Below are 14,968 nucleotides of genomic sequence, written 5' to 3' on the forward strand. Positions count from 1 at the left end.
TTCAGGAGTTGTTACTAAAGTTTTAGGATAATTCCTACTTTAACATAAAAAATGTTTAATATAATATAATGATATTAAGTAATATTGGAAAAGGACTGGGTTTCATTACCTAGTCCTTTAGAAAGCTAATATTATTGACATAATAAAGCCTTTATGTTAGAGTGTTTAAGTAATTAATGAATATGAATAGCACAATAGCATACAGACTTAATATATTAATTAATAACTGGAGGTGCAGACTGTGAGAGTTAAAATAACATTAGCATGCACAGAGTGTAAGCAAAGAAACTACAACACAATGAAAAACAAGAAAAACAATCCAGACAGAATGGAAATGAAGAAGTATTGCAGATTCTGTAAGACACATACTAATCACAAAGAAACAAAATAATTTTAATTAGCTTGTTTAAAAATGACACATATTCACAATAGTTTTAAGGATGTGAAGTGATGGCTGTTAAAGAAAATGTAAATATAAAAAGTAAGGCTTCTGAAAAGAATAATCACTTTAAATTCTTTAAAGAGATGAAAGCAGAAGTTAAGAGGATAACTTGGCCTTCAAAAGATGATACTAAAAAAGCATTAATTGCTGTAGGAGTAGTCGTGCTAATATATTTAATATTAGTTGGCGGGTTAGATTTAATTTTTACAAACCTCTTTAAGTTTATTTTTAATTTGTAATAAAGGAGGTTTAGGTGAGTTTCTCATCTAGAGTAAATATGAGTGAAAGAGCAAGATGGTATGTAGTACATACATACTCAGGTTATGAGAATAAGGTTAAAGCTAATCTTGAAAAAACTGTAGAAAATAGAAACCTTGAATCTTTACTTTTAGATATACAAGTTCCAATGGAAGAAGTTATCGAAGAAAAAGATGGTAAACAAAAAGTTTCTTTAAAAAAGAAATTTCCAGGGTATGTTCTTGTAAGAATGTTCATGACAGATGAGTCTTGGTACGTTGTTAGAAATACAAGAGGAGTTACAGGATTTGTTGGACCAGGATCTAAACCAGTTCCGCTTACTGATGAAGAAGTTGAATCTATGGGCATTTCAGAAAGTGCTATAGAAATTGATTTAGAAGTAGGGGAGAGTGTTGAAGTTATCTCTGGACCTTTAAAAGGATTCGTGGCTATTATCCAGGAAATCAATCTAGAAAAGCACAAGATGAAAGCTTTAATCGACATGTTCGGCAGAGAAACTTTAGCCGAATTAGATTTTAACCAAGTAGAAAAATTAGTTTAATAAAAACTAATGTTTAATTAAGTGGGAGGGCAAAAAGTCCGTATTACCACATTATAGGGAGGAATAGTAAATGGCTAAGAAAGTAACAGGAATGATAAAATTACAACTTCCTGCAGGAAAGGCAACACCAGCACCACCAGTTGGGCCAGCATTAGGACAACACGGTGTTAACATCATGGGATTCTGTAAGGAATTCAACGCAAAAACTGCTAACCAAGCTGGATTAATAATACCAGTAGTAATTACAGTATATCAAGATAGATCATTCAGCTTTATATTAAAAACTCCACCAGCTGCAGTTTTAATTAAAAAAGAATTAGGATTAGAAAGCGGTTCAGGAGTACCAAACAGAACTAAAGTTGGTAGCTTAACAAAAGAGCAAGTTAGAAAAATTGCTGAATTAAAAATGCCTGATTTAAATGCTGCATCAATCGAAACTGCTATGAGCATGATCGAAGGAACAGCTAAGAGTATGGGTGTTACTATAACTGAGTAATTCTAAGTTTTTAAATAGTGGGAGGTAAAAACCGCTAAAACCACAAAGGAGGCATAACAATGGGAAAGAAATATGTTGAAAGTTCAAAATTAGTTGACAAAAGCGTTTTATATACACCAGCTGAAGCTTTAGATTTAGCTGTTAAAACTGCTAAAGCAAAATTCGATGAAACAATCGAATTACACGTAAGATTAGGGGTAGACCCAAGACATGCTGATCAACAAGTAAGAGGAGCAGTAGTTCTTCCACATGGAACTGGTAGATCAGTAAAAGTTTTAGTATTCGCTAAAGGTGATAAAGCTAAAGAAGCTCAAGAAGCAGGAGCAGATTTCGTTGGAGCTGATGAATTAGTTCAAAAGATCCAAGGTGAAAACTGGTTTGACTACGATGTAGTTGTTGCAACTCCAGATATGATGGGTGTTGTTGGTAGATTAGGTAGAGTATTAGGACCTAAGGGATTAATGCCAAACCCTAAATCAGGAACAGTTACATTTGATGTAGCTAAAGCTATAGCTGATATTAAAGCTGGTAAGGTTGAATACAGAGTTGATAAAACTGCTATCGTTCACTGCCCAATCGGAAAGAAATCTTTCGGTGCAGAAAAATTACAAGATAACTTCAAGACTTTAATGGATGCTTTAGTAAAAGCTAAACCAGCTGCTGCTAAGGGACAATACATCAAATCTGTATCTGTTTCAAGCACAATGGGTCCTGGAGCTAAAATTAACCCAACAAAAGTTTTAGATTAGTATTGACATAAAAAAAAGTCTATATTATAATAAATTTTGTTGAAAAAAAGAATATAACTTCCGTAGACAGTGGGTGTCGCAAGACGTAATAGTTACCTACCGAGGAGTTCCGATTATATATTGGGTCTTCCTGCGTCTACAAGGAAGACCTTTCTTATTAAGAAAACAGTTTTTAAACTGTGAGGAGGTGGACACACAGTGATAAAGAAGAACAGACAAATTAAAGAAGCTAAAGTTCTTGAAATCAAAGAAAAGTTAGAAAAAGCTCAAGGTGTTGTTTTAGCTGATTACCAAGGTTTATCAGTTGAAGAAGATACGATGCTAAGAAAGAGTTTAAGAGAAGCTGGTGTTGAATACAAAGTTTACAAAAACTCTTTAGTAACAAGAGCTGCTAACGAATTAGGATTAGGTGATGTAGTTCAATACTTAGAAGGGCCAGTTTCAATAGCATTCGGATACGAAGATGCTACTGCTCCAGCAAGAGTATTAAATAACTTCGCTAAAGATCACAAGAAATTAGAGTTAAAAGCTGGTATTGTTGACGGTATTGTTTATGACAAGACTGGAGTTGAAAAACTTGCAACTATCCCATCAAAAGAAGTGCTTATTGCAAAACTTCTTGGAAGCTTCAAAGCTCCATTATCAAACTTTGCATATTTAATTAATGCAATTAAAGATAAAAAAGAATCAGAATCAGCTGAATAATAAACTGATATAAGACACATTGTTTTTTAAAATTTTTGGAGGTGCAATTAAAATGACAAGAGAAGATATCATTCAAGCTATAAAAGAAATGACAGTTTTAGAATTAAACGAATTAGTAACTGCTTGCGAAGAGGAATTTGGTGTTAGCGCTGCTGCTCCAGTTGCTGTTGTAGGTGGAGCTGTTGCAGGTGCTGCAGCAGAAGAAAAAACAGAATTCGACGTAGTATTAGCTAACGCTGGTGCTAACAAGATTAAAGTAATCAAAGTTGTTAGAGAATTAACTGGATTAGGATTAAAAGAAGCTAAGGAAATAGTTGATGGAGCTCCTAAGACATTAAAGGAAGCTGTTTCTAAAGAAGAAGCTGAAGACATGAAAGCTAAATTAGCTGAAGTTGGAGCTGAAGTAGAAGTTAAATAATTTCTTTAGAAATTATATATAAAAGGTGCTTTATAGCACCTTTTTTCTTGCCTTTATATGTAACGGTAGAAAAATGAAAGAAAAAAGAAAAAGTGAATATTGACAAATGATTAAGGTTATGATACTATTATCAAATGTACTATTCAATATGGGATATTATATATTCTTAAGAAAATAGGTATAATTAACTAATGGTTGGTTATACTAGAACGTGATGCTCTCCGAAAGCAAAAGTCCTTAGGGAAATTATGCTTTTGGTTATTTTACTTTTATACAAGGGGTGAAGATTCATGGTACATCCTGTCCAAGTCGGAAAAAGAACAAGAATGAGTTTTGCTAAGGTTAAAGATGTAACCGAAATGCCAAATTTAATTGAAGTACAATTAGATTCGTATGAGTGGTTCCTTAAAGAAGGATTACTTGAAGTATTTGATGATATAAATCCTATATCAAATTTTACTGGAAATCTTGTACTTGAGTTTGTAGACTACAAACTAGATATGGATAATATTAAATACTCAGTGGAAGAGTGTAAAGAGAGAGATTCTACTTATGCGGCACCACTAAAAGTATCAGTTAGACTAACTAACAATGATACTGGAGAAATAAAAGAACAAGAAGTATTTATGGGAGATTTCCCATTAATGACTGAGCAAGGTACTTTCATAATTAACGGGGCTGAGAGAGTTGTTGTAAGCCAGTTAGTTAGATCACCAGGTGTTTATTACAGCAACACAATTGATAAGAGTGGTAAGAAATTATTTGCTTCAACTGTAATACCTAATAGAGGTGCTTGGTTAGAGTACGAAACCGATTCAAATGATGTTATCTATGTAAGAATAGATAAGACAAGAAAGTTACCTATAAGTATTTTAGCAAGAGCTATGGGTTATGGAAGCGACCAAGAGTTACTTGAGTACTTTGGTGAAGAAGAAAGATTTAAGGCTACAATTGAAAAAGATAATACTAAAACTAGAGAAGAAGCATTATTAGAAATATATAAGAGATTAAGACCAGGTGAACCACCAACTGTGGATAGCGCTGTATCTTTAATTGATTCATTATTCTTTGATGCTAAAAGATATGACTTATCTAGAGTAGGTAGATATAAATTTAATAGAAAGTTAGCTATTAATTTAAGATTAATAAATCAAATCGCTGCTGTTGACATTATTAACCCTTCAACTGGAGAAGTAATGGTTGAACAAGGTGAAAAAATTAGCAGAGAAATGGCTGAAGCAATACAATGTGCTGGAATAAATTCCGTAGATGTATTAGTTGAAGATAGAGTAGTTAGAGTAATTGGTAACTACTTTGTAGATATCAATAAGGTTGTACCATTTGATATAAGTGATTTAAATATAAGAGAGGCTGTTCATTATCTAACTCTAATGGAAATATTAGACAATTATGATGATGAAGCTACAATTAAGGAAGAAATAAAGAAAAATATCACTAGATTAATACCAAAACATATAGTTAGAGACGATATTTTCGCAACAATTAGTTACGAAATAGGTTTAGCTTATGGTATAGGTTATACAGATGATATTGATCATTTAGGAAATAGAAGATTAAGATCTGTTGGTGAATTACTTCAAAACCAATTTAGAATTGGTTTATCAAGAATGGAAAGAGTAGTTAAGGAAAGAATGACTATTCAAGACCAAGAAGCTATTACACCACAAATGCTAATCAATATAAGACCAGTTGCAGCTGCTATAAAAGAATTCTTTGGTAGCTCACAATTATCACAATTCATGGATCAAACAAATCCATTATCAGAATTAACTCACAAGAGAAGATTATCAGCTTTAGGACCAGGAGGACTTTCAAGAGAAAGAGCTGGGTTTGAAGTAAGAGACGTTCATCATTCTCATTATGGTAGAATGTGTCCAATAGAAACTCCTGAAGGACCAAATATAGGTCTTATTAACTCATTAGCAACTTATGCTAAGGTTAATGAATATGGATTTATTGAAACTCCATATAGAATTGTAGATAAAGAAACTGGAACGGTTACAGATGAAATAAGATACTTCACAGCTGATGAAGAAGATTTATACTTAATAGCACAAGCTAAGGAATCGATTGGACCTGATAATAAGTTTGTTGAAAGTAGAGTAACTGTAAGACATAAAGATGATACATTAGTAGTTAATGCATCACAAGTAGATTTAATCGACGTATCTCCAAGACAAATAGTTTCTGTTGCAACAGCAATGATTCCATTCTTAGAGAACGATGATGCTTCTAGAGCACTGATGGGAGCCAACATGCAACGTCAAGCGGTTCCATTATTAAAGCCACAAGCACCTATCGTTGGTACAGGAATTGAGTATAGAGCAGCTGCTGATTCAGGAGTTTTACCTAAGGCTAAAAACTCAGGTACAGTTGTTTATGTAAGTGCTGATGAAATCAGAATCAAGAGAGATGCAGACGGTGGAATTGATACTTATAAATTACTTAAATTTAAGAGAAGTAACCCAGGTACTTGTATAAACCAAAGACCTTTAGTTGATAAGGGAGAAATGGTATTTAAGAACCAAGTATTAGCAGATGGTCCAGCTACAGATTTAGGAGAAATAGCATTAGGTAAAAACATCAGAATGGGATTCATAACTTGGGAAGGTTATAACTACGAAGATGCGATGCTAATTTCAGAAGAATTAGTTAGAGAAGACGTATTTACTTCAATCCACATTGAAGAGTATGAATGTGAAGCTAGAGATACTAAGTTAGGACCAGAAGAAATAACAAGAGACATACCAAACGTAAGTGAAGATGCTCTTAAAAACATTGATGATAGAGGTATAATCAGAATTGGTGCTGAAGTTAGATCAGGGGATATCCTAGTTGGTAAAGTAACACCTAAGGGAGAAACTGAATTAACAGCTGAAGAAAGATTATTAAGAGCTATTTTCGGTGAAAAAGCTAGAGAAGTAAGAGATACATCATTAAGAGTACCACATGGTGAAGCTGGTATCATAGTTGATGTTAAGATATTCACTAGAGAAAACGGTGATGAATTAAATCCAGGAGTTAATGAACTTGTTAGATGTTATATCGCTCAAAAGAGAAAAATTTCTGTTGGGGATAAGATGGCTGGACGTCACGGTAATAAAGGGGTTATCTCAAGAGTATTACCAGAAGAAGATATGCCATTCTTACCAGATGGTAGACCATTACAAATTTGTTTAAATCCATTAGGGGTTCCATCACGTATGAATATCGGGCAGGTATTAGAAGTTCACTTAGGATGGGCTTCAAGCAAATTAGGATGGCACATAGCTACTCCTGTATTTGATGGTGCTACAGAAAAAGATATTGAAAAATATTTAGAAGAAGCTGGATATAATGCAAATGGAAAGACTGTACTATACGATGGTAGAACAGGTGAACCATTTGATAATGAAGTAACGGTAGGTATAATGTATATCTTAAAGCTTGCCCATTTAGTTGATGATAAGATCCACGCAAGATCAACAGGACCTTACTCACTTGTTACACAACAACCATTAGGAGGTAAGGCACAATTTGGTGGTCAAAGATTTGGGGAAATGGAAGTTTGGGCTTTAGAAGCATATGGTGCTGCTCATACATTACAAGAAATATTAACTGTTAAATCAGATGATGTTGTAGGAAGAGTTAAGACATATGAAGCTATTGTTAAGGGAGAAAACATCCCTGAACCAGGAGTACCAGAATCATTTAAGGTTCTTATTAAAGAATTACAAGCTTTATGCTTAGATGTTAAAGTATTAAATGATAATAACGAAGAAGTTAAATTAAAAGAATTTAGCGAAGATGATATAGAAGATTTAGAAGTTAACATAGAGGGAACTGAAGATTTAGGAAATACACAATCTGTTGCAGATGATAGTTATATTTCAGCTAATGATAACAATGAAGTAGATGCTGACATAGATGTTGAAGAAGATATAGATTTAGATGCATTTACATTAGATGGGTTCCATGAAGAGTTAGATTTAGACGATTTTGTCAACGATGAACACTAATATTGAAGGGAGGATATACCCTTGTTTGAATTAAACAATTTTGATGCTATACAAATAGGATTAGCTTCCCCAGATCAGATAAGAGAATGGTCAAGAGGTGAAGTTAAAAAACCTGAAACAATTAACTATAGAACACTTAAGCCTGAAAGAGATGGTCTATTCTGTGAAAGAATTTTTGGACCTATGAAAGACTGGGAGTGTCATTGTGGTAAATATAAGAGAGTAAGATACAAAGGTATTGTTTGTGATAGATGTGGTGTTGAAGTTACTAAAGCTAAGGTAAGAAGAGAAAGAATGGGGCACATAGAGCTTGCTGCTCCCGTTTCTCACATTTGGTACTTCAAAGGTATTCCATCTAGAATGGGATTACTTTTAGATATGTCACCAAGAGCACTTGAAAAGATACTTTATTTTGCTTCTTATGTAGTTATTGATCCAAAGGAAACTTCTTTATTAAAGAAACAGCTTTTAAGCGAAAAAGAATATAGAGAAGCAGTAGATAAGTTTGGTGAAGAAAGCTTTGTAGCTGGAATGGGTGCTGAAGCTGTTCAAGAGTTACTAGGTGAAATAGACTTAGAATCTCAATCAAAAGAATTAAAAGAAGAGCTAAAAACTAGCAGCGGACAAAAGAAAATAAGAGTTATCAGAAGATTAGAAGTAGTAGAATCTTTCAGAAAATCAGGAAATGATCCAAGATGGATGGTTATAAACGTAATTCCTGTAATACCACCAGACTTAAGACCAATGGTTCAATTAGATGGTGGAAGATTTGCAACATCTGATTTAAATGACTTATATAGAAGAGTTATCAACAGAAATAACAGATTAAAGAAGCTTTTAGATTTAGGAGCTCCTGATATAATCGTTAGAAATGAAAAGAGAATGCTTCAAGAAGCTGTTGATGCTCTTATAGATAACGGTAGAAGGGGAAGACCAGTAACAGGTCCTGGAAACAGAGCCCTTAAATCATTATCAGATATGCTTAAAGGTAAGCAAGGTAGATTTAGACAAAACTTACTTGGTAAGAGAGTTGACTATTCAGGAAGATCAGTTATCGTTGTTGGACCTGAATTAAAAATGTACCAATGTGGTTTACCAAAAGAAATGGCTTTAGAATTATTCAAGCCTTTCGTAATGAAGAAACTAGTTGAAGATGGAATAGCTCACAATATTAAGAGTGCTAAGAGAATGGTAGAAAGAGTAAACAATCAAGTATGGGATATACTTGAAGAAGTTATTACTGATCATCCAGTATTACTTAACCGTGCTCCTACTCTACACAGACTTGGTATTCAAGCATTCCAACCTGTATTAGTTGAAGGTAGAGCAATCAAGCTTCACCCATTAGTATGTACAGCATACAATGCTGACTTCGATGGTGACCAAATGGCGGTTCACGTTCCATTATCAGTAGAAGCTCAAGCAGAAGCAAGATTCTTAATGCTTGCAGCTGGAAATATCATGAAACCATCTGATGGTAAGCCAGTTTGTGTTCCTACACAAGATATGGTTCTTGGTTCATACTATTTAACAATGGATAAAGAAGGATGTAAAGGTGAAGGAAGTTATTTTGCATCAGTAGACGAAGCTATAATGGCATACAACGTTAAAGCTATAGATATTCACGCATTAATCAATGTAAGAATGTTTAGAGAAGTTAATGGTGAAATGAAACATGGAATAATTAAGACTACTGTAGGTAAGATAATGTTCAATGAATCAATTCCACAAGATTTAGGATATGTTGATAGAGAAAATCCAGAAACTATGTTTAATCTTGAAGTTGATTTCTTAATTACTAAGAAGACATTAGGAAAACTTATTGATAAGTGTTATATTAAGCACGGTCCAACTAACACATCAATAATGTTAGATAACATAAAAGCTTTAGGATACCACTATTCATCAATTGGTGCTATTACAGTAGCAGCGTCTGATATGGTCGTTCCAGAAGCTAAGTACACTTTACTAGCTGAAGCAGAAGCAACTGTAGATAAGATAGAAAAGATGTACAAAAGAGGATTCATATCTGATGATGAAAGATATGAGAGAGTTATTGCTACTTGGACTAAGACAACTGAAGATGTAGCCAACGCACTTATGGATAGTATGGATAAGTTTAATCCAATATTCATGATGGCTGATTCAGGAGCCAGAGGTTCTAAGGCACAAATCAAACAATTAGCAGGGATGAGAGGGCTTATGGCTGCTCCATCAGGTAAGATTATCGAGTTACCAATCAAGGCATCATTCAGAGAAGGTCTTGACGTACTTGAATACTTCTTATCAACACACGGTGCGAGAAAGGGTAATGCCGATACAGCACTTAAGACAGCCGATTCAGGTTACTTAACTAGAAGACTTGTTGACGTATCACAAGATGTTATCGTAAGAGAAATAGATTGTGGAACTGAAGAAGGATTATTAGTTTCTGAAATTAAAGAAGGAAACGAAGTAATCGAAGGATTAGCTGAAAGATTATATGGTAGATATACAGCTGAAGATATCTTCCACCCAGAAACAGGTGAATTATTATTACCAAGAGATACATTTATTGAATCTCACATGGCTGATAAGATAGCTGATTCAGGCGTTAAAGAAGTTAGAATAAGATCTGTATTCACATGTAACAGTAAAATAGGTGTTTGTGCTAAATGTTATGGTATGAACTTAGCAACAGCACAAAAAATAAATATTGGTGAAGCTGTTGGTATAATAGCTGCACAATCAATCGGTGAACCTGGTACTCAGCTTACAATGAGAACATTCCATACAGGTGGGGTTGCCGGTGCCGATATCACTCAAGGTCTTCCTAGAGTTGAAGAATTATTTGAAGCTAGAAAACCAAAGGGGCTTGCTATAGTTTCAGAAGTTAGTGGTACTGTAAGAGTTGAAGAAACTAAGAAGAAGAGAACGGTACACGTAATGACAGCTGAAGGCGAAGAACGTAGTTATGAAATTCCATTTGGATCAAGATTAAAAGTAACTAACGATGACATAATAGAAGCTGGGGATGTTATTACTGAAGGTTCAGTAAATCCACATGATATTATGGCTATTAAAGGTGTTGATGGTGCTAGAGAATACTTACTTTCAGAAGTACAAAAAGTTTACAGACTTCAAGGGGTTGATATCAACGATAAGCACTTAGAAGTTGTTGTTAGACAAATGACTAGAAAGGTTAAAGTAAGCGAACCAGGAGATACTGAATTATTACCAGGAACTATGATAGATATGTTCGATTACAATGCTGAAAATGCTAGAGTTAGAGAGTTTGGTGGAGAAGAAGCACAAGGTGAAATCGCATTATTAGGTATCACTAAGGCTGCACTTGCAACTGATAGTTTCTTATCAGCAGCATCATTCCAAGAAACTACTAGAGTTCTTACAGAAGCAGCTATTAAAGGTAAGATAGACCCACTAGTTGGATTGAAAGAAAATGTTATTATAGGTAAGTTAATTCCAGCTGGTACAGGTATGATGAAATATAGATCATTAAATGTAGATGTAAAAGGCGATGAGGAAGAAGTCGAAATTACAAATACTATAGAATAATACAGTGCAATTTTATTGACATGTGTATGCTTAAATGATAAAATACCAATTGTGTGATTTATAAAGCTACACTACAATATGATTGTCTACATGATTCATGGAGGCAAACTTGTTGAAGCATGCCTCCCTGAACTAAGATTAGGAGGGGGATTCATGTTAGACAAGATTGTAGAAAAGAAAGTTATTGGAATAAAACAATGTCTAAAATTTATAAAACTTGGCAAAGGCAAGGTTTTATATGTAGCTAATGATGCAGACGCTAGATTGATATCACCTTTGATAGAGCTAGCGGAAAAAGAAAACATAAAAATTGTAGAAGTTTCTACAATGAAGGAACTAGGATTGATGAGCGGTATTGAAGTTAGAAGTGCAGCAACATTAATCATAGAAAAATAAATTTGTGTTTATCTTATTTATATAGATAAATAAATTTCAGGAGGTGAAAAAATGCCAACTATAAGCCAATTAGTTAGAAAAGGAAGAAAATCTGCTGCTAACAAATCAACAGCACCAGCATTAAATGAATGTCCACAAAGAAGAGGAGTTTGTACAGTTGTTAAGACTACTACTCCAAAGAAGCCTAACTCAGCTTTAAGAAAAGTTGCCAGAGTAAGACTTACAAATGGATTCGAAGTTACTGCATATATCGGTGGTGTAGGACACAACTTACAAGAGCACAGCGTTGTTCTTATAAGAGGTGGTAGAGTTAAGGACCTTCCTGGGGTTAGATACCACATCGTAAGAGGGGCACTTGACTGTGCTGGTGTAGCTAACAGAATGCAAGGAAGATCTAAATACGGTGCTAAGAGACCAAAACAAAAATAGTTTCTTAAACTAAGATAGTGCTTATCTTCGGCATTTACATAGATTTAAAGAAATTTAATTAGATTTATATAGATGTAAGAAGCGAAGCACTTTGCGGCAAATGTAAAGTGTTGCCGAGTACCGATGACTTAAAAGTAAAAAGTGATTAAGGAGGGAAGAAAAGTGCCAAGAAAAGGATTTATCGCTAAAAGAGATGTATTACCAGATCCAATGTATAACTCAAAGGTTGTTACTAAGTTAATAAACAATGTTATGGAAGATGGTAAAAAAGGAGTAGCTCAAAAAATATGCTACGATGCGTTTGAAATAATGGCGCAAAAAACAGGCAGAGATGCTTTAGAAGTATTCGAAGAAGCTTTAAACAATGTTATGCCTTTATTAGAAGTAAAAGCTAGAAGAATAGGTGGTGCTAACTACCAAGTTCCAATAGAAGTTAGACCAGAGAGAAGACAAACTTTAGGTTTAAGATGGATACTAGCAGCTGCTAGAAAAAGAGGCGAAAAAGTTATGGCTGAAAGATTAGCTGGAGAATTATTAGATGCAGCTAACAATACTGGAGCTGCTGTTAAGAAGAGAGAAGACACTCACAAAATGGCAGAAGCTAATAAAGCATTCGCTCACTACAGATACTAATAAACTGAAACTGTTTTGGCTTATGCCAAAGCAGTTTTGTCGAATATAAAATTACTCATTGAGAGGAGGATATACAATGGCTAGAAAATATCCATTAGACAAATTCCGTAACTTCGGAATCATGGCTCACATTGATGCTGGTAAAACAACAACAACTGAGCGTATATTATTCTACACTGGTAGAAGCCATAAAATAGGTGAAGTACACGAAGGTGCTGCGACTATGGACTGGATGGTTCAAGAACAAGAAAGAGGTATAACAATTACTTCTGCAGCAACAACTTGTATGTGGAATGGACACGAATTAAACATAATAGATACTCCAGGACACGTAGATTTTACAGTAGAAGTTGAAAGATCTTTAAGAGTTCTTGACGGTGCTGTAACAGTTCTTGATGCTAAGAGTGGGGTTGAACCTCAAACTGAAACTGTTTGGAGACAGGCAGATAAGTACAAAGTACCAAGAATGATTTATGTAAACAAAATGGATGCTACAGGTGCTGACTTCTTCAGATGTGTTAACACTGTAAGAGATAGATTAAAAGCTAATGCAGTTCCAATACAAATACCAGTAGGTGCTGAATCAGAATTCAAAGGTATGATTGACTTAATATCAAACCATGCTATTATTACTTATGATGATTTAGGTAAAGATGTAAGAATTGAAGAAATTCCTGCAGAATTAGCTGATCAAGCAGAAGAATACAGAATGGCTATGATAGAAGCTATCGCTGAAACTGATGAAACATTAATGGAAAAATACCTTGAAGGTGAAGAATTAACAGAAGAAGAATTACATGCTGCTTTAAGAAAAGCTACTATAGCTAATGAAATAGTACCATGTATTTGTGGTTCTTCATACAAGAACAAAGGTGTTCAAGAAATGATTAACGGTGTTGTTGCTTACTTACCATCACCATTAGATATTCCAGCTGTAACTGGAACAAACTTAGATGGAGAAGAAGATTCAAGACCAGCTTCAGACGATGCACCAATGTCTGCTTTAGCATTCAAGATTGCTACTGACCCATTCGTTGGTAAATTAGCATTTACAAGAATCTATTCAGGTGTAATGAACAGTGGTTCTTACGTTCTTAACTCAACAAAAGGTAAGAAAGAAAGAATCGGAAGACTTGTTAAGATGCATTCAAACACTAGAGAAGAAGTTGAAGCATTAGAAGCAGGTGAATTAGGAGCAATCATCGGATTAAAGAACACTACTACTGGTGACACTTTATGTGATGAAAATGCACCAATCATATTAGAATCAATGGAATTCCCAGAACCAGTTATCGAAGTTGCTATCGAGCCTAAAACTAAGGCTGGTCAAGAAAAGATGGGATTAGCTTTAGCTAAACTTGCTGAAGAAGATCCAACTTTCAAGACTTGGACAGATCAAGAAACTGGTCAAACAATCATCGCTGGTATGGGTGAGTTACACTTAGATATCATCGTTGATAGATTACAAAGAGAATTCAAAGTTGAATGTAACGTAGGTGCTCCTCAAGTTGCTTACAAAGAAACTATCAGATCAGCTGTTAAAGCTGAAGCTAAATATGCTAAGCAATCAGGTGGTAAAGGTCAATACGGTCACGCTGTTATTGAAATGGAACCAACTGAAGGTGAATACGTATTTGAAAATGCTATCGTTGGTGGAGCTATTCCAAAAGAATACATTCCTGCTATCGATGCTGGTATCCAAGAAGCAGCTAAGAATGGTATAATCGCTGGATACGAAGTTATTAACTTCAGAGTTAAATTAGTTCACGGTTCATACCACGAAGTCGATTCATCAGAAATGGCATTCAAAATTGCTGGATCTATGGCATTCAAAAATGCTATGCAAAAAGCAAGCCCAGTATTACTTGAACCAATGATGAAGGTTGAAGTAACTGTACCAGAAGAGTACATGGGAGATGTTATCGGTGATATCAACTCAAGAAGAGGTAGAATGGAAGGAATGGAAGCAGTTAATGGAGCTCAAGTTATAAGAGCATTCGTACCATTATCTGAAATGTTTGGATATGCTACTACTTTAAGATCAAGATCTCAAGGTAGAGGAGTTTATTCAATGGTATTTGATCACTATGAAGAAGTTCCAAAGAACATTCAAGAACAAATAGCTGGTAATAGAGCTAAATAATTAACTAATTAAGTAATAACTATTTGTAATATTGATTATAATAATAGTCAATATTACAAATATTAAAAAATATAAATAATGAATTAGAAAACATATTAATTATAATAATAATTAGTATGAATCATATAATTTTATTTCCAAAAAGGAGGAATTTGCAAATGGCAAAGCAAAAATTCGAAAGAAG

At 34.3% G+C, this 14,968-nt stretch carries 13 protein-coding genes and 1 other annotated feature; all 13 genes read left to right on the forward strand.

Annotation, left to right across the window (positions count from 1 at the left end; translation table 11 throughout):
- Positions 1-241 precede the first annotated feature (241 nt).
- Entirely contained in the window at positions 242-391 is a 150-nt protein-coding gene (gene rpmG, locus Q5O29_RS06390) for a 50S ribosomal protein L33 (RefSeq protein ID WP_186835300.1), read from the forward strand.
- Between the two features lie 59 nt (positions 392-450).
- Positions 451-681 carry a preprotein translocase subunit SecE gene (gene secE, locus Q5O29_RS06395; RefSeq protein WP_022212138.1) on the forward strand — a complete coding sequence of 77 codons (231 nt, stop codon included), beginning with the start codon at positions 451-453 and terminating at the stop codon, positions 679-681.
- A 38-nt stretch (positions 682-719) separates the two neighbouring features.
- A complete protein-coding gene (nusG, locus tag Q5O29_RS06400; protein ID WP_186835320.1) occupies positions 720-1,241 on the forward strand; it encodes a transcription termination/antitermination protein NusG in 522 nt (173 codons plus the stop codon).
- 70 nt (positions 1,242-1,311) lie between these two features.
- Positions 1,312-1,737 (forward strand): 50S ribosomal protein L11, encoded by a 426-nt coding sequence (rplK, locus tag Q5O29_RS06405; RefSeq protein ID WP_022212140.1) that lies wholly within the window; start codon positions 1,312-1,314, stop codon positions 1,735-1,737.
- A gap of 59 nt (positions 1,738-1,796) precedes the next feature.
- Positions 1,797-2,486 carry a 50S ribosomal protein L1 gene (gene rplA / locus Q5O29_RS06410; RefSeq protein ID WP_022212141.1) on the forward strand — a complete coding sequence of 230 codons (690 nt, stop codon included), beginning with the start codon at positions 1,797-1,799 and terminating at the stop codon, positions 2,484-2,486.
- Between the two features lie 42 nt (positions 2,487-2,528).
- Positions 2,529-2,651: a sequence feature (ribosomal protein L10 leader region), on the forward strand.
- Between the two features lie 36 nt (positions 2,652-2,687).
- Positions 2,688-3,191: a 50S ribosomal protein L10 gene (rplJ, locus tag Q5O29_RS06415; protein WP_186835321.1), complete on the forward strand. Its 504-nt coding sequence runs from the start codon at positions 2,688-2,690 to the stop codon at positions 3,189-3,191.
- A gap of 52 nt (positions 3,192-3,243) precedes the next feature.
- A complete protein-coding gene (rplL, locus tag Q5O29_RS06420; protein ID WP_022212143.1) occupies positions 3,244-3,609 on the forward strand; it encodes a 50S ribosomal protein L7/L12 in 366 nt (121 codons plus the stop codon).
- Between the two features lie 290 nt (positions 3,610-3,899).
- Positions 3,900-7,628, forward strand: a complete 3,729-nt coding sequence (rpoB, locus tag Q5O29_RS06425; RefSeq protein ID WP_022212144.1) for a DNA-directed RNA polymerase subunit beta — start codon at positions 3,900-3,902, stop codon at positions 7,626-7,628.
- A gap of 21 nt (positions 7,629-7,649) precedes the next feature.
- The gene (gene rpoC / locus Q5O29_RS06430; protein WP_022212145.1) at positions 7,650-11,183 is read left to right on the forward strand and encodes a DNA-directed RNA polymerase subunit beta'; all 3,534 of its coding nucleotides are present in this window, start codon (positions 7,650-7,652) and stop codon (positions 11,181-11,183) included.
- Between the two features lie 153 nt (positions 11,184-11,336).
- The gene (locus Q5O29_RS06435) at positions 11,337-11,579 is read left to right on the forward strand and encodes a ribosomal L7Ae/L30e/S12e/Gadd45 family protein (RefSeq protein ID WP_186835302.1); all 243 of its coding nucleotides are present in this window, start codon (positions 11,337-11,339) and stop codon (positions 11,577-11,579) included.
- 51 nt (positions 11,580-11,630) lie between these two features.
- On the forward strand, positions 11,631-12,008 hold the full coding sequence (gene rpsL / locus Q5O29_RS06440) for a 30S ribosomal protein S12 (protein ID WP_022212147.1): 378 nt from the start codon (positions 11,631-11,633) through the stop codon (positions 12,006-12,008).
- A gap of 162 nt (positions 12,009-12,170) precedes the next feature.
- Positions 12,171-12,641 (forward strand): 30S ribosomal protein S7, encoded by a 471-nt coding sequence (gene rpsG, locus Q5O29_RS06445; RefSeq protein WP_022212148.1) that lies wholly within the window; start codon positions 12,171-12,173, stop codon positions 12,639-12,641.
- A gap of 76 nt (positions 12,642-12,717) precedes the next feature.
- Positions 12,718-14,784, forward strand: coding sequence for an elongation factor G (gene fusA, locus Q5O29_RS06450; RefSeq protein ID WP_022212149.1), 2,067 nt, complete (start codon positions 12,718-12,720; stop codon positions 14,782-14,784).
- Positions 14,785-14,968 lie beyond the last annotated feature (184 nt).

It is taken from the genome of Clostridium sp. CAG:265, from assembly GCF_000436575.1.
GTDB classification, from domain to species: domain Bacteria; phylum Bacillota; class Clostridia; order Clostridiales; family Clostridiaceae; genus Clostridium; species Clostridium lentum.